Raw genomic sequence first — 20704 nt, 5'->3', positions numbered from 1 at the left:
GTCATGCTGGCCATCATTGGTGGTACCGGGCTTACGGAAATGCCGGGCCTTGATATTGTTGGACATTTCTCAAGTGAAACACCGCTGGGCACTGCCTCCAACGGAGTAACCCATGGCCGGCTTAACGGGCGTGACGTGTTGTTCATCGCGCGTCACGGCCATCCTCACAAGCTGCCGCCGCATCGCATCAACTACCGTGCCAATCTATGGGCCCTGAAGCAGGCCGGGGCTACCCGTGTTGTAGGTGTCAATGCGGTGGGTGGAATTGATCCGCTGTTGGCGCCCGGCACACTGGTGGTGCCTGACCAGTTGGTGGATTATACCCATGATCGTGAAGCTACCTTCTTTGATGGGCGCTTCAAGCCGTTGAAACATATTGATTTTTCATGGCCTTACAGCGCCGGGCTGCGTGAGGCGCTGCTGCAGGCCGGGCGTGATCAGGGGCTATCCGTAGTGGATGGTGGTATTTACGGCGCAACTCAGGGGCCGCGACTTGAGACAGCCGCTGAAATCAGTCGTCTTGCTCGCGATGGATGTACGCTGGTGGGCATGACCGGTATGCCGGAAGCGGCGCTGGCACGTGAGTTGGCACTGGAATATGCCTGTCTTTCTCTGGTGGTCAATCCTGCTGCGGGCGTCACGGATGCCGAAATCACCATGGCCGAGATCGAGGCCGCTCTTGAAGGCGCCATGGTTCAGGCGCGAGGGCTTCTGGAGCATCTTCTGGTCTGCTCGGATGCACCTGACCTTGAATCGTGATTGATATACCTTCGTGAAAAAGCCCGGCCTGTTGGCCGGGCTTTTTTGTACCGCATGTCGGCTGGTGGTCACAGGCCATCAGGCCGAAGCCGCCGATTTGGCATTCAGGTGCTTCAGCAGGGCTTCCACGGCATTGAAGCGGGCTTCAGCCGTGTTCAGATCCTGTTCAAAGCGCAGGGTGCTGGCGCCATCAAACTTGTAGATCAATGGGTTTTTCTGGATCAGGCTGACCAGCGTCATGGGGTCCACCTCGGTATGAGGGCTGAACTGCAGTCGGCCGCCCCGTTCCGAGGCATCGATGCGCGTAATGCCGAGCCGCTCGGCCCGTGGACGAAGTGCTGCCTGCCGGAACAGGTGCTTGGCTGACTCCGGCAATAATCCGAATCGGTCAACCAGCTCTACCTGTAGTTCGCGCAATTCGGCATCGTTGCGCGCGTTGCTGATGCGCTTGTACATCATCAGGCGCTGAGACACATCGTGCATGTAGTCGTTTGGCAGTAATGCCTGAACGTTCAGGTTGATATCCACCCCGTCATTGAGGGGCTGCTCGATATTGGGTGTCTTGCCTGCCTTGATCGCGGATACGGCCTGATCAAGCATTTCCATATACAGTGTATATCCGATGGTTTCGATCTGGCCGCTTTGCTCATCTCCCAGCAGCTCGCCGGCGCCTCGTATTTCAAGGTCGTGGCTGGCCAGAGTAAATCCGGCGCCCAGATCCTCGGCCTGGGAAATTGCTTCCAGGCGCTTTTTGGCATCCGATGTCATCTGTCGAGGAGGAGGGGTCAGAAGGTAGGCGTAGGCCTGGTGATGCGAGCGGCCTACGCGCCCCCGCAACTGGTGCAGCTGCGCCAGGCCGAACTTGTCGGCGCGTTCGATGATGATGGTATTGGCGGAGGGTACATCAATGCCGGTTTCGATGATGGTTGAGCAGATCAGGATATTGAACCGCTTGTGATAGAACCCGGACATGGCGTGTTCAAGCTGGCGTTCGGCCATCTGGCCGTGGGCTACGCCGATACGAGCTTCAGGTATGAGTTCACGCAGTTTTTCTGCGGTGGTCTCGATGCTCTTGACTTCGTTATGAAGGTAATATACCTGACCGCCACGCAGTAGTTCGCGGAGGATCGCTTCCTTCAGGATTCCTTCATTACGCTGCTGAACAAAAGTCTTGACCGACAGGCGCCGGGCCGGGGGGGTGGCAATGATCGACATGTCACGCATGCCACTCATCGCCATGGACAAGGTCCTGGGGATGGGGGTGGCGGTGAGGGTCAGAATGTCGACTTCGGCGCGCAGCTGTTTGAGGCGTTCCTTTTGGGATACCCCGAAGCGGTGTTCTTCATCAATGATGACCAGGCCAAGGTTATCGAAGTTCAGGTCACGGCCCAGCAGACGATGTGTGCCGATTACGATATCAGCGCGCCCTTCATTGATGCGTTCAAAGGTATTTTTCAGGGTCTTGCCGGTGGTGAAGCGTGAAATCAGCTCGATATTGATCGCTGTTTCGGCAAATCGGTTGATGAACGAGTCGTAATGCTGCTGTGCCAGAAGGGTGGTTGGCACCAGTACCGCGACCTGGCGCCCGGAGTGGACTGCCAGGAACGCGGCGCGCATGGCCACTTCGGTTTTTCCGAATCCCACATCGCCACATACCACCCTGTCCATGGGTTTCGGGGCGGTCATGTCATCGATAACGCAGTGAATGGCATGGCGCTGATCCGGCGTTTCCTCGAAGGCAAAGTTGGCTGCAAAGCGGGCATATTCCTCGCCCGGCGGCTGACAGGCATAGCCTTCGCGGGCTTCACGCCGCGCATAGACGTCGAGTAGCTCTGCGGCGGTATCACGGATGCGCTCGGCCGCCTTGCGTCGTGCCTTGCTCCATTGCTCCGAACCCAGCTTGTTCAGTGGCGCGCTGTCATCACTGGCGCCTGAATAGCGTGAAATCAGATGAAGGTGGTCTACCGGCACGTACAGGCGGGCCTCATTGGCATACATCAGCGTCAGAAACTCTGCCTGCTGTCCGCCGGTGGTGATCGTTTCAAGCCCCAGGTAGCGCCCTACTCCGTGTTGCTGGTGTACTACCGGTGAGCCTTCCTGCAACTCGGAAAGGTGGCGCACGGCCATTTCGTTGTCATCAGTGACACGCTCCCGGCGTCGGGATTGACGGACAATGTCCCCGAACAGTTCGGTCTCGCTCAATACCAGAAGCGAGGACGCTCCGTCGATCCAGGTGCCGGTGTCCAGTGAGCCATGGGTCATGGCCAGTGATGCATCCGAGGCCAGAAAGTCCTGCCATCCTGATACATTAACGATCGAGCGTTTGAGGGGTGTCAGGGTTTCCTGAAGGACTTCCTGGCGCCCGAGGGATTCGGTAACCAGCAGGACGCGTTGGTCGGGGTGGGCAGCCAGGGCCTCCTGCAGAGCCTTCAGGGGCTGAGTGCTGCGTCCATCAATGGCGACGTTCGGAAGGGCGCGTGTCGCAAAGAATTGGGCATGAGGGTGTTCTGCCGATGTCATCTGCACCCGTGGACGCTCATTGATGAGCTTGAAAAGCTCAGCTACCGGCACGAACTGGTCGGCGGGTGGCAGGAGAGGGCGCGTCGGATCCACTCCCAGGTTTTCAAAGCGTGAGGTGATGGAGTGCCAGTGGGCTTCTGCGGCCTGAAAGACACCATCAAGCAGGGCTACCGGTGTGTCGGCCGGCAGGTGGTCAAACAGCATGGATGTCTGTTCGAAAAACAGGGGCAGGTACTGCTCAAGTCCCGGGGCCGGTATGCCGCGCAGAGCATCTACATAAAGCGGGCATTGCCGCGGGTCGACATCAAAGCGGGTCTCGAACTGTTCTCGGAATCTGGCAATGGCTTCCGTAGTCAGCGGGTACTCATGGGCAGGCAGCAGGGCAACCTGCTCCACCTTGTCGATGGAGCGCTGGGTGTCCGGATCGAAGGTGCGTAGCGTGTCGATGTCATTGTCGAATAGATCAATGCGCAGAGGTGCCTCGCTCCCGACCGGATAGAGGTCAATAATGGCGCCGCGGAAGGCGTATTCACCCGGCTCGTAGACGGTTTCAACCGCGCGATAGCCGGCCTTGTGAAGCTGGTGGCGAAAATGCTCGCGGTCCAGCGTCTGTCCCTGGGTCAGGGTCATGGCCTGAATGGCGACGTAACCGGTAGGAGGCAGCCGCTGCATCAGGGTGTTGGCAGCCACAATGACTATGCCATCAAAGCCGACCTGTAACTGATTCAATAGCTTGAGTCGGGCGGACACAATGTCCTGATGCGGCGAAAAGCTGTCATAAGGCAGCGTTTCCCAGTCCGGAAACAGGGTGATGGCAGCGTCATGACCGGCATAGAACCGCAGGTTGTTTTCAAGCTGCTGGGCAGTGGCGGTATCCGGGGCAATGACGACGGAAGGCCCGGGGTGTCGGGCTGCCCAGTGAAATAGCGCAAGGGCACTGGCACTGCCATCAAGCGGGCCCCAGTAGCAGGTCTTGTCCCGTGAGGCAGGACACGGGGGAGAAAACGGACTGTAGGTGATATCTGTCACGAGGAAATAACCGCCTTGACTGTGTGCGTGAACGATTGAAGCCTTTTGTGCCGACACCGGGCGCGGACAGCAGGACATAACGTGGAGACGCTGGAGTGTAGTTTAAAGGTAGAAGAGCGACAGGGGCAGTTCTTCCGGCGTAAATGCCCGGTATGGTCCGGCTCCGAGGCTGAAGGATTCTTGTAGTTCAGTGACTGAAGTGCCGTCGAAGGGGCCTTGCAGGGCGCTGTTGTAGGGGCTCTCGTGTAGTCGTGTTACACCGGGGTCGACTACGCCGTGGTTGTCGCCGTTATAACGAATACGGATAATGCGCCCGTTGCTTGTTTTCCACGTTTTTTTGCGTTCCGCCCATGCGGGGCGCTGCTGGAGCCAATGCTGCGTTCACAAGCAGGCTATAACCCTGGGTTATAAGCGCTTCAGGCGAGAACAGGTGTCGAGAGAGAGAATTCATATTTCAGGAGAGGCAAGCCATGAGTCGTGGACCGGATGACCAGTGCTTTCAGGTCTGGCAGTCAAATGAGGCACTGGCCGAGGAAATGATTCCTCTGCTGGGAAGGTTGTATCGCGAATACCAGGTTATTCCGGTGATTTATGGACGCCCCCTGGCCCACCAATCAGTCATTCGGATCCTCAAGGATCACCGCTTTGTTCGCAAGGTGGAAGGCACCGAGCTGACCGTGCGCGATACGTTCCCGCTGGTCAAGCGTCTGCTCGAGCTGGCGCCTGGTCCTGCCGAGATCGATCTGGGGAAGCTGGCCGTTCGTTTCAAGCGTGAAGGGGCCAGCGACCCGTTGGCATTCCTGAAACAGCAGCTTGCACCGGTCGTTGGTCGCCATGACGCTGAAGCGCGCAAGGGCCAGTCGCCGCAGGATGTGGTGCTGTACGGGTTCGGCCGCATCGGGCGCCTTTTGGCACGTATCATTATTGAAACCGGTGATGCCAGCCAGATGCGCCTGCGAGCCATCGTGGTACGTGGCGCCGGAGGTGACCTTGAAAAGCGTGCCAGCCTGCTGCGCCGTGATTCTGTTCATGGCCCGTTTCAGGGCACGATTGCTCTGGATGAAGACAGCAATGCGCTGATCGTCAATGGACATCGAGTGCAGGTAATCTATGCCGACTCGCCGTCCTCCATCGACTACACGGATTACGGCATTAATGATGCCATTGTCGTGGACAACACCGGCAAGTGGCGTGATCGCGATGGACTGGCGCAGCATCTTGAAGCCAGGGGTGTAGCGAAGGTGCTGCTGACGGCGCCGGGCAAGGGCGATCTCAAGAACATCGTCATGGGTATCAATGATGACAGCGTGACTGACGGTGATGACATCATCTCGGCGGCCTCATGCACGACCAACGCGATTACACCGGTGCTCAAGGTGCTGAATGATCGTTTCGGGATCGAGCATGGTCATGTTGAGACGGTGCATTCCTACACCAATGACCAGAACCTGATCGATAATTTTCACAAGGCCGAGCGACGCGGGCGCAGTGCTGCACTTAACATGGTCATCACTGAAACCGGTGCAGCCAAGGCGGTTGTCAAGGCGCTGCCCGAGCTTGATGGCAAGCTGACCGGCAATGCCATTCGTGTGCCAACCCCCAATGTATCGCTGGCCATTCTTAATCTTACCTTGACCAGCGAAACCGATCGGGCCGAACTCAACGACTACCTTCGCGATATTTCCATCCACTCATCGCTGGGCCACCAGATCGATTACGTGTGCTCACCGGAAGTAGTGTCATCGGATTTTGTCGGTAATCGGCATGCCGGGATTGTCGATGGCGAGGCTACCATCGCGGAAGGGCGCCAGATCGTGCTGTATGTGTGGTACGACAATGAGTACGGTTACAGCTGTCAGGTAACGCGCCTTGTTCAGCGCATGGCCTGCCAGAAGTTGATCGAGCTGCCTGCCTGATCATACCTTTCAGGTGCAAGCCCTTTTAGACTTTAGTCTAAAAGGGCTTTTGTGTTTGTAACCCGGTTTAGGGATTGATAGCCTTTCGAGCGTTCCCTCTTTATAATAATCCGGTTTTTATCGGGCTCGTTTATCTCGGGTCTTCGCAACAACCATCTGATTAACAACGATATCGGGTTTCATCCGCGCCAGCGCCGGGTGTGATTATCTGTGACAGTGCTTTTCGAGCATGCTTTCCTCCCGCTATACCGTGCACAAAAATCAGAACCGACAATTGAGCGAGACTATGATTGAAGTCAAGCGAGGCTTGGACCTCCCGATCGCCGGTGCGCCGGAGCAGCGCATCGAGACCGGTCGTGATGTCCGTCACGTAGCAATTCTCGGCAGTGACTATGTGGGCATGAAGCCCACCATGCTGGTACGTGAAGGCGATAAGGTCGCATTGGGTCAGGCGCTCTTTTCGGACAAGAAAACCGACGGCGTCATGTATACCGCCCCTGCCTCGGGTGAGGTCGTGGCAATCAACCGCGGAGAAAAACGGCGCCTGTTGTCTGTGGTCATCCGCAAGGACCAGGGAATGGAGCCGGTACAATTCACTGCCTACAGTGATGACCAGCTTGCCTCCCTGTCTCGGGATGCGGCCGTAGAGCAACTGGTGGCATCCGGTCTGTGGACGGCCTTCCGTACCCGTCCATTCTCGCGTGTGCCTGCGTTAACCTCCGAGCCGGCCGATATTTTCGTGACCGCCATGGATACGCATCCGCTCTCGGCTGATCCGAGTGTGATCATTGATGAACGTGCCGGTGCCTTCAAGCGAGGGCTGCGCGTTCTCAAGCGGTTGACCTCAGGGCGCGTTATCGTCTGCAAGGCGCCTGACGGTCGAACCGGTGAAGACGAGAAGGATGTGTCCTATGCCTCCTTTGGCGGCAAGCATCCTGCCGGGTTGCCGGGAACACATATTCACTTTCTTTCTCCGGTTGGCCTGAATCGACAGGTCTGGCATATCGGGTATCAGGATGTGATTGCCATCGGTGAGCTGTTTCATGGTGGTGTGCTGAACAGCGAACGGGTTATTGCCATTGGTGGCCCGCGTGCCGAGAAGCCCCGTCTGATACGTACCTGCCTGGGAGCGAGCCTTGAGGAATTGCTGCAGGGTGAAATCATCAAGCCGGATGATACGCGGGTGATCTCGGGGTCTGTCTTTGGTGGTCGTACTGCGCGCGGCGCCGAGCATTATCTGGGACGTTTTCATACCCAGGCATCCCTGATCGAAGAGGGCGACAAGCACAGCTTCATGGGCTGGCTGTCACCGGGTGCCAAGCGTCACTCCGTACTGGGCATATACATGTCCCGCATTACCGGGCTGAAAGATTACCGGCCTACTACCAACACCAATGGTTCCGAGCGCGCCATGGTACCGGTAGGTGCCTACGAAACCGTCATGCCGCTTGATATTCTGCCGACCCAGCTGCTTCGCTCGCTGATCGTCGGGGATATCGAATCGGCCATGGAGCTGGGATGTCTTGAGCTGGATGAAGAAGATCTCGCCCTGTGCACTTACGTATGCCCCGGCAAGTACGAGTACGGACCCATTCTGCGTGACAATCTCGCGACAATTGAGAAAGAGGCTTAATAAATGGGCATTCGACAGGTTCTCGACAAGGTCGAGCCTCATTTCCATAGTGGTGGCCGGTACGAAAAGTTCTATGCGCTGTATGAAGCGGTAGATACCATTTTCTACTCGCCACCCAGCGTAACGCGGTCAACTTCTCATCTGCGTGACGGGATTGACCTCAAGCGCATCATGATCACGATGTGGATGTGTACGTTTCCGGCCATGTTCTTCGGCATGTACAACGCCGGACTTCAGGCCAATACAGCACTGCTGACCGAGGGCGTCTCGGCGCTGTCGGGCTGGCGTGACGCGGTCACGATGTCACTGGCCGGTGGGCACGATCCGGAAAGTATCTGGGCCAACTTCGTGCTCGGCGCCACCTATTTCATCCCGATCTATTTCATTACCTTTGCGGTAGGTGGTTTCTGGGAAGTACTGTTTGCCGTCAAGCGCGGCCATGAAATCAACGAAGGCTTCTTTGTAACGTCAGTGCTGTTTGCATTGACGCTGCCGGCGACAACGCCGCTGTGGCAGGTGGCACTGGGGATTACCTTTGGTGTGGTCATTGGCAAGGAAGTCTTTGGCGGTACAGGCAAAAACTTCCTCAATCCGGCGCTGACAGGCCGTGCCTTTCTCTACTTTGCCTATCCGGCTCAGATGTCTGGTGACTCTGTCTGGGTGCCCGGTGTCGATGGATACTCCGGTGCGACTGCACTTTCCACGGCGGCTCAGGGTGGTATGGCACAGCTGCAGCAGCAGATGAGCTGGAGTGATGCCTTTTTCGGTTTCATTCAGGGCTCGATGGGCGAGACTTCCACACTGATGATTCTGATCGGTGGGGCGGTTCTGCTGTGGACCCGCATTGCTTCCTGGCGGATCATTCTGGGCGTGTTTCTGGGTATGGTACTGACAGCCACGCTGTTCAACCTGATTGGTTCGCAAACCAATCCGATGTTTGTACTGCCCTGGTACTGGCACCTGGTAATCGGTGGTTTTGCCTTCGGCATGATTTTCATGGCAACAGACCCGGTATCGGCGTCGATGACCAACAAGGGCAAGCTCGCCTTCGGTGCTCTGATTGGCATCATGGTGGTGCTGATCCGTGTGGTGAACCCGGCCTTCCCTGAAGGCATGATGCTGGCAATCCTGTTTGCCAACCTGTTCGCCCCTCTGATGGACCATTTTGTGGTTCAGGCCAACGTCAAGCGTCGTCAGAAGCGGCTTGCTACTGCGACAGCCGGTAAGGAGACAGCCTGATGGCCAGTAATAACAACTCCATCAAGAAAACGCTGATTGTGGCGTTTTCCCTGTGCGTTGTATGTTCGGTAGTGGTATCGGCCGCGGCCGTTGCGCTGCGACCGATCCAGCAGACCAACCAGGAACTTGATCGGAAGACCAATATTTTGCAGGTGGCCGAGCTCTACAAGCCGGGTGATAGCGTGGCGGAGCAGTTCAGTCACATTACTCCCCGTGTTGTAAATCTGGATACGGGCAAATACTCCGACAAGTTTGATCCGGAGACCTTTGATCAGTTCGCGGCAGCCGCTGATCCGGCGACATCCCGTTCACTGGGCGGGAATGATCCGGCCGGTATCGGTCGTCGCGAAAACTTTGCCACCGTGTATCTGGTGGGCGATCCGGCCAGGCCGGATCAGATCATCCTTCCCGTGCGTGGCCAGGGGCTGTGGTCCATCATGTACGGTTATCTGGCCCTCAAGGGCGATGGCAACACGATCGTGGGTCTGTCCTTTTACCAGCAGGGTGAAACTCCCGGGCTTGGAGGAGAGGTTGACAACCCCAAGTGGAAAGCCCTCTGGGATGGCAAGCAGGTCTATGCTGATCAGAGCATGACGCCTGTTATTCGTCTGGTGAAGGGCGGCGTCGACGCGCAGACGCCCAATGCCGAAAACAAGGTGGATGCCCTGTCCGGTGCCACACTGACAAGCCGTGGTGTAACTCAGCTATTGCAGTTCTGGCTGGGCGATCAAGGATTTGCCAACTACCTGTCACGTTTTCGTGATCCGTCTCAAGGAGCATAATCATGGCTGCTGATACGCCGAAGGGCGTCCTGACGACGCCGATTTTTCAAAACAACCCGATTGCCCTGCAGATCCTTGGGGTCTGCTCGGCGCTGGCGGTTACCAACTCGGTGCAGACGTCGCTGGTCATGGGGCTTGCGGTTATTGCCGTTACTGCCTTTTCCAGCTTCTTTGTCTCGCTGATCCGTAACCACATGCCGTCGTCGATCCGAATCATCGTGCAAATGACGATCATTGCTTCCCTGGTTATTGTGGTGGATCAGGTGCTGCGCGCCTATGCCTATGAAATTTCCAAGCAGCTGTCGGTATTTGTGGGGCTGATCATCACCAACTGTATCGTCATGGGGCGTGCAGAGGCATATGCCATGCAGAACGGCCCGGGCATGAGCTTCCTTGATGGTGTTGGCAACGGTCTGGGCTATACCTTTGTTCTTCTGGTAGTGGGTGCGGTGCGTGAACTGTTTGGTTCAGGTTCCTTGATGGGGTACACCCTTCTGCATACCGTCAAGGACGGTGGCTGGTACGTCACCAATGGCTTGATGCTGCTGCCGCCATCGGCTTTCTTTGTGATCGGCCTGATGATCTGGGCGATCAGAAGCAGGAATCCGGAACAGGTTGAAGAAGCGGACTTCAAGATTACTGCCAATACTCGAGCGCAGGAGGCTGTCTGATGTTCGAACATTATCTGAGTCTGTTCATTAAGGCCGTATTTGTTGAAAACATGGCGTTGGCCTTCTTCCTCGGCATGTGTACGTTTCTGGCCGTATCCAAGAAGGTGCAGTCGGCGCTGGGGCTGGGCATCGCCGTTGTCGTGGTACTGATGATTACCGTGCCGGTCAACAACCTGATCCTGAACTATCTGCTCAAGGCGGGTGCCCTGTCATGGACAGGTATTGAAGGGGCAGAAAACATTGATCTGACGTTTTTGGGGCTGTTGAGCTATATCGGCGTTATCGCGGCGATCGTTCAGATCCTCGAGATGTTTCTCGACAAGTTTGTGCCGGCACTTTACAACGCGCTGGGTGTATACCTGCCGCTGATTACGGTGAACTGTGCCATCATGGGGGCCTCGCTTTTCATGGTGCAGCGCGACTACAACTTCGGTGAATCAGTGATTTATGGCGCTGGCGCCGGGGTTGGCTGGGCGTTGGCGATTACTGCTCTGGCTGGTATTCGTGAAAAGCTCAAGTACAGCGATGTGCCGGCCGGCCTGCAGGGGCTGGGTATCACCTTCCTGACAGTAGGGTTGATGTCGCTTGGCTTTATGTCGTTTTCAGGCATTCAGCTTTAAGACGCTTACAACTAGAACGCGATAGGGAACCTCGACATGGTCGATTCAACAATTATCCTGCTCGGCGTGGTCATGTTTACCGTGATCGTCCTCGGGCTGGTTGCCGTGATCCTTATGGCACGCAGCCGTCTGGTTTCCAGTGGTGACGTTACCATTGAAATCAACGATGATCCGGACAGCACGCTGACCACCCAGGCTGGTGGCAAGTTGCTGCAGACACTGGCAGCCAATGGCATATTCCTGTCTTCTGCATGTGGCGGCGGTGGCTCCTGCGCGCAGTGCAAGTGCCGGGTAGCCGAGGGCGGCGGATCCATTCTGCCGACCGAGGAAAGCCATTTCACCATGGGTGAAAAGAAGGAAGGCTGGCGCCTTTCCTGCCAGGTACCTGTCAAGCAGGACATGAAGATTCAAGTGCCGGAAGAAGTGTTCGGGGTCAAGAAGTGGGAATGTACCGTGGTTTCCAACCCGAACGTGGCTACCTTCATCAAGGAGTTGACACTGCGCCTTCCGGAAGGTGAAAACGTGGCCTTCCGCGCCGGCGGGTACATGCAGCTTGAGGCGCCTGCGTATGACATCAAGTTCAGCGATTTCGATATACCCGAAGAGTACCGGGGAGACTGGGATCGGTTCGGGATGTTCAATGTGACCGGGAAGACCACCGAGCCGGTGATTCGTGCCTACTCGATGGCCAACTACCCTGAAGAGCGTGGCATGTTGAAGTTCAACATCCGTATTGCCACACCTCCGCCGAATACGGACCATCCGCCCGGATTGATGTCGACCTGGGTATTCAGTCTCAAGGAAGGCGACAAGGTCACGGTATATGGTCCCTTTGGCGAGTTCTTTGCCCGGGATACCGATGCTGAAATGGTGTTTGTGGGTGGTGGTGCCGGTATGGCGCCCATGCGAAGCCATATCTTCGATCAGCTCAAGCGTCTCAATAGTGATCGCAAGATTTCGTTCTGGTACGGGGCGCGCTCCATGCGTGAATCGTTCTATAACGAGGAGTATGACCAGCTCGAAGCCGAAAACGAGAACTTCGAATGGCATCTTGCGCTCTCTGACCCGCAGCCGGAAGATAATTGGGAAGGTCCGACAGGCTTTATCCATAACGTTTTGTATGAAAACTACCTGAAGGACCATCCGGCTCCTGAAGACTGTGAATATTATATGTGCGGGCCACCCATGATGAACGCATCTGTCGTCAAGATGCTGACAGACATGGGCGTCGAGCCTGAAAACATCCTTCTGGATGACTTTGGCGGCTGATGCGCATTATCGGCTGCACTTTAATCGGGCTGGCCCTTGCGGGGCTGGCCCTTTTTTATGCTGAAACAGGCAGTTTTCGTCAATCGAATCGATACATCGGTGGGGTAACCCTGGCCTTGCCCTGGCGGCTGGCCGTGCCGGCGGACACCGTCTCGTCAGATGAGTTGATGCGGCTTGAAACCCGGTTGATTGCTGCGCCGCCATCGCTGGCCATCATGCCTGAGCAAGGCCTTGATCAACCGGTGGAGATACCGGCGCTGGCATTGATGGATGCCTTTGAGCATGAGCTTGCTGCACGCGGCATAACGCACTATCAGCTTGAAGTGTCGGGCTGGCTGGTAACGCGAAGCATGCTTTCCCCGGGGCCAGGAGAGCGTTCGGTGCGGCGGTGCCTTGTGAGTGTTGATGCGCCGATTACGCCACCGCTTGCATATCCATCTCGTCAGATGCCGCGGATGCTGACATCCTGTCAGCGACTGTCATCGACATCTGCTGATCAGACAGCGTCGTCACGGTAATCACCTCTCATCTGGTGAATATATTGCTGAGGTGCATGAATGAGCATCCCGGCGTACATATTTGATACAATGGGTTCAGGCCAACAGGCAGACGAGCATTCATCGTCCGGAGGAATAAACATGATGATTTGGGTTCTGGTATTTGCAGCCATGTTGCTGCTGGTGACAGCCATGTCCGTCGGTGTATTGATGGGACGCAAGCCGATCGCCGGCTCATGTGGCGGGCTCAATAACCTTGGGCTCAAGCAGGGGTGTGATATCTGTGGTGGCAAGGATGAAATCTGTGAAGAAGAGCAGAAAAAGCGAGCCGGTGTAGTTCCACGCGCCGCTGCCAGTGCAGACAGTTCGCTGGGTTACGACGCTACGCGCCGCCGTACCTGATATTCACGACAGGAGCTAATGGAACAAGATGGCTGTATATAATTACGACGTGGTAGTGATTGGTTCCGGTCCGGCCGGCGAAAGTGCGGCGCTTAATGCAGCCAAGCACGGCAAGCGCGTTGCAGTAATCGAGGCTCAGTCGTCGGTAGGCGGTAACTGTACCCACAAGGGCACCATTCCTTCCAAGGCGTTGCGCCACGCCGTCAAGCAGATCATTGAGTTCAATACCAACAAGCTGTTCCGGGAAGTAGGCGAGCCGCGCTGGTTTTCATTTTCGCGGGTGCTGGAGCATTCCCGCCGTGTTGTTGATCAGCAGGTGGAAATGAGGACCAATTTTTATGCCCATAATCGGGTAGACCTTTTTTTCGGTACGGCGCGCTTCCAGGATGAGTCCACCATTGTGGTACGGGATAACCACGATGGCGTCGAGGAACTCAAGACACAGCAGGTCGTCATCGCTACGGGCTCTCGCCCGTATCGTCCGGCAGATATCGATTTTCGCCATCCCCGTATCTACTGTTCCGACACCATTCTGGATCTGAGTCATTCACCCCGCACGTTGATCATCTACGGCGCCGGTGTCATTGGCTCCGAATATGCTTCCATATTTTCCGGGCTGGGCGTCAAGGTTGATCTGGTCGATACACGCGAGCGTCTATTGTCATTTCTTGATGATGAGATCAGCGATGCGCTCTCTTATCACCTGAGAAACAACGGCGTACTGGTACGGCATAATGAAGAATATGAGCGTGTTGAAGGGGATGAGGGTGGCGTTACGGTTTATTTGAAATCCGGCAAGAAACTGCGTGCCGATGCCTTCATGTGGGCCAATGGTCGGACCGGTAATACCGACCAGCTCGGGCTTGAAAATATCGGACTCACCGCCAATTCCCGTGGCCAGCTTCAGGTGGACGAGCATTATCGTACGGAATTGCCCCACATCTATGCGGCCGGGGATGTCATTGGCTGGCCCAGTCTGGCCAGTGCCGCCTATGACCAGGGACGTTTTGCGTCAGCGGATTTGTTGAATGACGATTTCCAGTTCGTGGATGATATCCCGACCGGAATTTATACCATTCCCGAGATCAGCTCCGTAGGCAAGAACGAGCGTGAACTCACCAATGCATGTGTTCCCTACGAGGTTGGACAGGTCTTTTTCAAGGATACGGCGCGGGCGCAGATTACCAACGACCGTGTCGGGATGCTCAAGATCCTGTTTCACCCCGAAACACTGGCCATTCTGGGAATCCACTGCTTTGGTGACCAGGCGTCCGAGATTATTCACATCGGTCAGGCCATCATGCGGCAAAAGGGCGAGGCTAATACACTGAAGTACTTCCTCAATACAACCTTCAATTACCCGACCATGGCGGAAGCCTATCGGGTCGCCGCCCAGAATGGCTACAACCGGATTTTCTAGGCGACTGTTGTCGATATACCAACGGAGGCATGTTGCAGATGCAGCGCGAAAAAAAAAGCGATGGTGATCTGACCTTTACCTTTGGGCACGATGAAATCGTGCTGCATCGCCGCTACGAAATCCTGAGCATGCTCAATGACATGATGATCGGGCTCTGGTTTCTGGTCGGTAGCTTCTGTTTCTTTTATGAAGGCACCCTGTTGACGATCGGTACCTGGCTGTTTGTCATCGGTAGTGCGCAATTGTTGCTGCGGCCTGGCATTCAGCTGGCCCGATCAATACACCTCAAGCACCTGCCTGCCCGGCCCGAGGATCTATAGCGCCTGATTTACTGTGAGCGATAGCGGTACAGTCTCAGACTGGGAATATAGGGATCATCCTCGATTCGGGTATCTTCCCGCCGTGCCCGGGTGCGGTGTGTCGGCGGCGTGGCGGGCGGCGTGTTGATCAGCGGTAACCGATCAGTGTGATCGGCCGGAATGATCAACGGAAGGGCCATGTTCAGGGCGCGTCGCGTATGGCCATCGGCCAGCGGCTCCTTGAAAAACAGATTGCCACGCATGACGGGTGCCTGGTGCTGAACCTGCGCCAGGATTTCGTCACTCGGCAGGGCGGCCAGCTTTTGCCACTGAATTCTGATGTGTGCCGCCTCATTGTTGAATGCTGCCAGTTTCTCCTGAGCCTGTTCCACCGTCAGGCGTTTAATGGAACGTCCGCTGGTATACCAGGACAGGTGCAGGCGGGCCAGCGGTGCTTCGGCAATTGGCAGGCGTCGCCATGTCTGTTTGAGGTGAAGCCTGGCCAGACCACGCTGCTCCAGTGGTGCTTCCACTGCAGGGTGTCGGCGTGGCAGGTGTACCTTCAGCTCGGCAACCGCGCTGGCAGATTGCTTGCGCAGTTGTCCCACCAGTGTACCAAAATGGTCCTTGCGTTCGTTCAGGGCCATGGCGAGTTCAAGAGTGGTATCGTCAGCGAGTACCACGCCAATATAGTTGCGCGTTGCGCGGCCATCCTGCCCGTCTTCATACCACATGTCCTCCAGAGCCTGGCGTAGCCACTGCGCGGGCGCTGACGTGTCACATAATGTCCACTGGCGAGGCTTTCTGGTGTCGACGGCATCACAGAATCGGGCAGTGGCTTCAACCACACCATCAAAGGCCTGTTCTATTTCAGCCGTCAATTGGTAACTGGAAAGCGGTTTGGTGGACATGGGGTTCCTGAAGTAATGCCGGGCAGAGTGCCCGGCGATGGGGATGGGATCAGTCGATGTAACGGCGGGTCAGATGCCCATATGCATCCACCCGGCGGTCCCGCAGGTAGGGCCACATGCGCCGTACCTGCTCGCTGCGCGCCATGCTGATATCGGTAATCAGTGTCGTGGGTTCTTCGCCGGCGTATTCAAGAAACTCACCCTGGGGCCCGGCGATGAAGCTGCCCCCCCAGAACCGGATGCCGGCACTCGATTGATCGGGCGCTGCTTCATGGCCAGTGCGGTTGGCGACCATGACCGGCAGGCCATTGGCAACGGCATGTGAGCGCTGAATCAGTGTCCATGCATCCAGCTGGCGCTGGTTTTCGCCGTCTTCTTCATCCGGATCCCATCCGATGGCCGTGGGATAAAGCAGTATATCAGCACCGGCAAGAGCCATGAGCCGGGCTGCTTCCGGGTACCATTGATCCCAGCAGACCAGAATGCCAAGTCGGCCGACCGAGGTTTCAACCGGGGTAAAGCCAAGCCCTTCCTGCTGGGCGGCATCCCCGGGGGTGAAATAGAATTTTTCATAGAAACCGGGGTCATCCGGAATGTGCATTTTCCGGTAGTGACCGACTCGGCCCTTCTTGCCGTCCAGTACGACGGCTGTGTTGTGATATACCCCGGCGGCGCGACGCTCGAAAATCGATCCCACGATCACGATGTCGAGCTCGGCAGCCAGCGCGGCCAGGCAGGTCGTTGTCGGGCCGTCCAGTGGCTCGGCCAGATCAAATAGATCGGCGTCTTCTGTCTGACAGAAGTAATGCGTAGCGTGCAGCTCCTGAAGAAGCACCAGTCGTGCTCCATCGGCGGCGAGGGCGCGGATGCCTTCTGCCGAGGCTGCCAGACTTTTCTGTTTATCCGGCCAGGCCGGTTGTTGTACAAGCCCTGCGCGAAGATGGGTCATGACAGCTCCTGTGTCTTGGCGTTGGCCTCTGCCGGTGCGAGCGTGCCTCGCGGCAGCTGCATGGTCAGGCAGTGAAGGCTGCCGTGTTGGCGTATTACTGTACGGCAGTCCAGAGGAATAATGCGACGTTCGGGAAAGACCGAGGCCAGAGTGTTCAGGGCCTCCAGGTCTGCCGGGTCAGCGTAGACGGGAACGAGTACTTCTTCATTGGTGATCAGGAAATTGGCATAGGTGGCCGGTAATCGATGGCCATCTTCCTGATCATGAACTGCCCTGGGCCAGGGCAGTGCAACCAGCTGCCAGGGGTCGCCATTGGGCTGACGCAGGGCCATCAATTCCTGCTCCATGGCCTGAAAGGCAGGGTAATGGCTATCCTGCGGGTCATCGCAGCGAACGTAGGCAATCGTGGTCTCGTTGCAGAAGCGGGCGAGGGTGTCGATGTGACTGTCCGTATCGTCTCCTTCCAGATCGCCCTGGGTCAGCCACAGGACCTGTGTGATTCCCCACTGGTCTCGGGCATGGGCTTCCCATTGCTCTCGCGTGGCTCCCGGCGTTCGATTGGCATTGAGCAGACAGGCTGTCGTTGTCAGCAGTGTACCGGCGCCATTACTTTCAATGGCTCCGCCTTCAAGGATATGGGCCTGCTGGTCGATGAGTGGCGCTTGCCAGACGCCCTGTTCCTGCAAGGCAATAGACAGGGCATTATCCTGTTGTGCCTCGAACTTGCCGCCCCAGCCGGTAAAACGGTAATCCAGCAGTTCAGGATGGCCATCGTTCAGGCGCGTAATCGGGCCATGATCCCGCGTCCAGGTATCGTCGGCTGAGGCCGTCACCAGGTGATATTGGTATGAAGGGACGCCAATGGACTCGAAGCGGGACGCCAGTGCCTGGCCTGTGGCATCGTTTTCCACCGTGATCAGAACCTGCTGGTAGCGCGTCACGGACAGCACCAGGGCTTCCAGCATGGCTTCCAGGCGGTCGCACAGTGGGCCCCAGTCGCTGGTACTGGCAGGCCAGGTCAACTGAATGGCGTCCTGGGGATACCATTCTGCCGGCAGGGAGTAAGTCATCGCTGTATATCCATCAACAGGGGCCTGCTTCGGGGCGAGCGGGCCAGGAGCGTGGGCGCGATAATGCCTCAAGCCACGGCGTTAGAAAAGTGGCTGGCTGATGCAGCGGTGGGGAAAAGTGCGTACCATGATCGCCTCCTCACGGACAGGAATGTTTCACATGCTGGACCGCCTCCCTTTTCTGATTGGTCTTCGCTATACGCGGGCCAAGCGTCGTAACGGTTTTATTTCCTTTATTTCCATGACTTCCATGCTGGGCCTGACGCTCGGCGTGGCGGTCATGATTCTGGTGTTGTCGGTCATGAATGGCTTTGATCATGAGTTGCGCAGCCGCATTCTTGGCATGGTGCCGCATACCCGGATAGAAGCCGTGGGTGGGGTACAGGACTGGCACAAACTGGCAGATACCCTGTCAGCCAAAAGCCCGCATATTGTCGGCGCTGCGCCTTATGTCGAGCAGCAGGGCATGTTTGCCAGCGGCGGCAACGCGCAGGGGGCCATGGTGAACGGGATTGATCCGGCCGCTGAGAAGAAGGTGTCCATTATCGGCCGTCATATGGCGCAGGGCTCGCTGGACTCCCTGTCGCCTGGCAGCTGGAATGTGGTGCTGGGCCAGCAACTGGCACGTAGTCTGGGCGTCGGGGTGGGCGATCGAGTGACCTTGATGATACCGGAAGCTTCGGTAACACCCGGCGGTATCTTTCCGCGCATGAAGCGGTTCAATGTCTCGGGCATCTTCAGTGTAGGTGCTCAGCTCGATGCCAATCTGGCGTATGCCAACCTCGCGGACATGGCGAAACTCGGGCGTGTCAACGGCGAGGCGCAGGGCATTCGTCTGAAACTGGACGATCTGTTCATGGCGCATGCGCTGACTCGAGAGATCATCAACGAGGTGCCGCCAGGCTATCGTGGCATCGACTGGACCTATACCCAGGGCAACCTGTTTCAGGCCATCCAGATGGAAAAGCACATGATCGGACTGCTGTTGTCGGTCATTGTGGCCGTCGCGGCATTCAATATCATTTCAACGCTCGTGATGGTCGTCACCGACAAGCATGCCGACATTGCGATCTTGCGTACCCTTGGTGCTACGCCGATGACCATCATGGGTATCTTTATCGTGCAGGGGCTGACCATTGGCGTGGTCGGTATCGTGCTCGGGGTGATTTTCGGCATCATCGGAGCATTGACCGTGGCGGATGTGGTGGCCTGGCTTCAGCAGGCCTTTGGCGTCACGTTTTTGGACCCAGGGGTGTATTTCATCAGTTATCTGCCGTCTCGGCTGGAAGGCAGTGATGTTGCTGTTATTACCGGAGTAGCGCTGCTGCTCAGTTTTCTGTCGACCTTGTATCCCGCCTGGCGTGCTGCGCGGATTCAGCCAGCGGAGGTATTGCGCTATGAATAAGGACATCATGCTGCAGTGCGAGGGCATTACCCGCACCTATCATGAGGGCCCTCAGGACCTGACGGTGCTTGATGAGTTGTCGTTGACCGTTCATGCCGGTGAGCGGGTGGCCATCGTCGGTAGTTCCGGGTCGGGAAAAACGACCCTGCTCAATCTGCTGGGCGGGCTGGATCGTTTGACAGCCGGTGATATTGTCATCGCCGGCCAGTCAATCAAGGGCATGTCCGAGACAGACATTGGCCGGTTTCGCAATCGTCATATCGGCTTCGTCTATCAGTTTCACCATCTGCTGGCGGAATTTACCGCGGATGAAAACGTGGCCATGCCCCTGGTTATCCGAGGCATGAAGCGCCGCGATGCCCGCGAGAAGGCCCGCGCCATACTGGCTCGAGTCGGCATGGACAAGCGCGCGGCTCACAAGCCCGGTGAGCTCTCCGGTGGCGAGCGTCAGCGTGTTGCCATTGCGCGTGCATTGGTGACAGACCCGAGTCTTGTACTGATGGACGAGCCGACCGGTAACCTTGATCAGACCACGGCAGGGCGCATTCTGGCGCTGATGGATGATGTGGCCTCCAGCAGCCGCAGTGCCTTTGTGATCGTGACGCACGATACCGGGCTCGCAGCGCACCAGGACCGGGTGATGCATCTTGATCAGGGGCATCTGGTTCAGCAGTGAACCTTTGTTCCAGCATGAAAAAAGCGCCTTCAGGCGCTTTTTTTTATGTGTGTTCGCCGCCGTCGCTGTCGGCGCTTCCATTGGCGCGACACGTGCCAGCGCCACAGCAGGCGTATCAAGATATTGGTGGTGACCCCGATAACCACACCACTGATCAATGAGCCGGTCAGCAGCGGCGGCAGGATGTCAGCCAACTGTTCGGCGATCCACTGTGCCGTGAAATGATCCGGCAGGGTGCGCGGTGGTGTATTCAATACCCAGGTACCGACCCGATACGTACCGTAAAAGATAACCGGCATGGTCAGCGGGTTGGTAATCCAGACCAGAACGACCGATAGCGGTAGATTGCATCGAAAGAGCCATGCTCCAACCGCCGCCACCAGCATCTGGGCTGGTATCGGCATGAAGGCACAGAAGATGCCGACCATGAAGGCGTTGCCAATCGTGCGTCGTGATACCTGCCACAGTGCCGGATTGGCAATGAAGTGGCTGACGCAGCGGAGCGACTTCTTGTTTTGAAGTGTCTCCGGGTCCGGCAGAAAGCGGTTGATCAATCGACGGGGCATGAGAGCGCCAGAGTCCGATGAAAAAGAATAGCGACGGAGTATACGGTGCGATTGACTCCAGTGCATGACTT

Annotated in this window: 19 protein-coding genes; 14 read left to right on the top strand and 5 right to left on the bottom strand. The window is 56.9% G+C overall.

Translation table 11 applies throughout. From position 1 onward, the window contains the following. The first annotated feature begins 3 nt into the window (after nt 1-3). A complete protein-coding gene (locus NAT21_RS09005; protein ID WP_250937523.1) occupies nt 4-759 on the top strand; it encodes an S-methyl-5'-thioinosine phosphorylase in 756 nt (251 codons plus the stop codon). A gap of 78 nt (nt 760-837) precedes the next feature. Here NAT21_RS09005 and mfd read toward each other — a convergent pair whose 3' ends face one another. After that, nucleotides 838-4308: a transcription-repair coupling factor gene (mfd, locus tag NAT21_RS09000; RefSeq protein WP_250937521.1), complete on the bottom strand. Its 3471-nt coding sequence runs from the start codon at nt 4306-4308 to the stop codon at nt 838-840. 470 nt (nt 4309-4778) lie between these two features. Between mfd and NAT21_RS08995 the strand changes: the two genes are divergently transcribed. The 11 genes from NAT21_RS08995 to NAT21_RS08945 all read left to right on the top strand — a co-directional run bounded on the left by NAT21_RS08995 (nt 4779) and on the right by NAT21_RS08945 (nt 15077). Then, nucleotides 4779-6224 carry a glyceraldehyde-3-phosphate dehydrogenase gene (locus NAT21_RS08995; RefSeq protein WP_250937519.1) on the top strand — a complete coding sequence of 482 codons (1446 nt, stop codon included), beginning with the start codon at nt 4779-4781 and terminating at the stop codon, nt 6222-6224. Between the two features lie 286 nt (nt 6225-6510). Next, nucleotides 6511-7857 (top strand): Na(+)-translocating NADH-quinone reductase subunit A, encoded by a 1347-nt coding sequence (locus NAT21_RS08990; protein ID WP_250937517.1) that lies wholly within the window; start codon nt 6511-6513, stop codon nt 7855-7857. Between the two features lie 3 nt (nt 7858-7860). Continuing rightward, nucleotides 7861-9096 (top strand): NADH:ubiquinone reductase (Na(+)-transporting) subunit B, encoded by a 1236-nt coding sequence (locus tag NAT21_RS08985; RefSeq protein WP_250937515.1) that lies wholly within the window; start codon nt 7861-7863, stop codon nt 9094-9096. Beyond that, a complete protein-coding gene (locus NAT21_RS08980) occupies nt 9096-9878 on the top strand; it encodes a Na(+)-translocating NADH-quinone reductase subunit C (RefSeq protein WP_250937512.1) in 783 nt (260 codons plus the stop codon). The genes NAT21_RS08985 and NAT21_RS08980 overlap by 1 nt, the downstream gene beginning before the upstream one ends. Nucleotides 9879-9880: 2 nt before the next feature. Further along, nucleotides 9881-10549, top strand: coding sequence for an NADH:ubiquinone reductase (Na(+)-transporting) subunit D (locus NAT21_RS08975; RefSeq protein ID WP_250937510.1), 669 nt, complete (start codon nt 9881-9883; stop codon nt 10547-10549). Beyond that, nucleotides 10549-11169 carry an NADH:ubiquinone reductase (Na(+)-transporting) subunit E gene (gene nqrE, locus NAT21_RS08970; protein ID WP_250937508.1) on the top strand — a complete coding sequence of 207 codons (621 nt, stop codon included), beginning with the start codon at nt 10549-10551 and terminating at the stop codon, nt 11167-11169. Before NAT21_RS08975 ends, nqrE begins: the two co-directional genes overlap by 1 nt. Before the next feature lie 36 nt (nt 11170-11205). Beyond that, nucleotides 11206-12438, top strand: coding sequence for an NADH:ubiquinone reductase (Na(+)-transporting) subunit F (nqrF, locus tag NAT21_RS08965; protein ID WP_250937506.1), 1233 nt, complete (start codon nt 11206-11208; stop codon nt 12436-12438). Beyond that, a complete protein-coding gene (locus tag NAT21_RS08960) occupies nt 12438-12956 on the top strand; it encodes a hypothetical protein (RefSeq protein ID WP_250937504.1) in 519 nt (172 codons plus the stop codon). Before nqrF ends, NAT21_RS08960 begins: the two co-directional genes overlap by 1 nt. Nucleotides 12957-13076: 120 nt before the next feature. After that, entirely contained in the window at nt 13077-13337 is a 261-nt protein-coding gene (nqrM, locus tag NAT21_RS08955; protein WP_250937502.1) for a (Na+)-NQR maturation NqrM, read from the top strand. A gap of 28 nt (nt 13338-13365) precedes the next feature. Next, entirely contained in the window at nt 13366-14757 is a 1392-nt protein-coding gene (gene sthA / locus NAT21_RS08950) for a Si-specific NAD(P)(+) transhydrogenase (RefSeq protein WP_250937500.1), read from the top strand. Between the two features lie 38 nt (nt 14758-14795). After that, entirely contained in the window at nt 14796-15077 is a 282-nt protein-coding gene (locus tag NAT21_RS08945; protein ID WP_250937498.1) for a YrhK family protein, read from the top strand. Nucleotides 15078-15085: 8 nt separating this feature from the next. Here NAT21_RS08945 and NAT21_RS08940 read toward each other — a convergent pair whose 3' ends face one another. From NAT21_RS08940 to NAT21_RS08930, 3 genes are read right to left on the bottom strand one after another with little or no spacing between them, the layout of a single operon-like run. Then, nucleotides 15086-15967, bottom strand: a complete 882-nt coding sequence (locus tag NAT21_RS08940) for a DNA replication terminus site-binding protein (RefSeq protein ID WP_250937496.1) — start codon at nt 15965-15967, stop codon at nt 15086-15088. Nucleotides 15968-16016: 49 nt separating this feature from the next. Then, nucleotides 16017-16916, bottom strand: a complete 900-nt coding sequence (locus tag NAT21_RS08935; protein WP_250937494.1) for a carbon-nitrogen hydrolase — start codon at nt 16914-16916, stop codon at nt 16017-16019. Then, nucleotides 16913-17986, bottom strand: a complete 1074-nt coding sequence (locus NAT21_RS08930; RefSeq protein ID WP_250937492.1) for an agmatine deiminase family protein — start codon at nt 17984-17986, stop codon at nt 16913-16915. Before NAT21_RS08930 ends, NAT21_RS08935 begins: the two co-directional genes overlap by 4 nt. 160 nt (nt 17987-18146) lie before the next feature. On the opposite strand from NAT21_RS08930, the gene NAT21_RS08925 reads away from it, so the two are divergent. Both NAT21_RS08925 and NAT21_RS08920 read left to right on the top strand, forming a co-directional pair. After that, nucleotides 18147-19391 carry a lipoprotein-releasing ABC transporter permease subunit gene (locus tag NAT21_RS08925; RefSeq protein ID WP_250937482.1) on the top strand — a complete coding sequence of 415 codons (1245 nt, stop codon included), beginning with the start codon at nt 18147-18149 and terminating at the stop codon, nt 19389-19391. After that, complete coding sequence (locus tag NAT21_RS08920; RefSeq protein ID WP_250937480.1) at nt 19384-20067, top strand: ABC transporter ATP-binding protein; 684 nt, start codon at nt 19384-19386, stop codon at nt 20065-20067. Before NAT21_RS08925 ends, NAT21_RS08920 begins: the two co-directional genes overlap by 8 nt. A gap of 29 nt (nt 20068-20096) precedes the next feature. Here the strand turns inward: NAT21_RS08920 and NAT21_RS08915 are convergent, their stop codons facing one another. After that, the gene (locus NAT21_RS08915; RefSeq protein ID WP_250937478.1) at nt 20097-20633 is read right to left on the bottom strand and encodes a DUF2062 domain-containing protein; all 537 of its coding nucleotides are present in this window, start codon (nt 20631-20633) and stop codon (nt 20097-20099) included. Nucleotides 20634-20704 lie beyond the last annotated feature (71 nt).

This window comes from Larsenimonas rhizosphaerae (assembly GCF_023700005.1).
GTDB classification, from domain to species: Bacteria; Pseudomonadota; Gammaproteobacteria; order Pseudomonadales; family Halomonadaceae; genus Larsenimonas; species Larsenimonas rhizosphaerae.
Note: the sequence above shows the minus strand (reverse complement) of the source record. Positions and strands in the feature narration are given on the sequence as shown.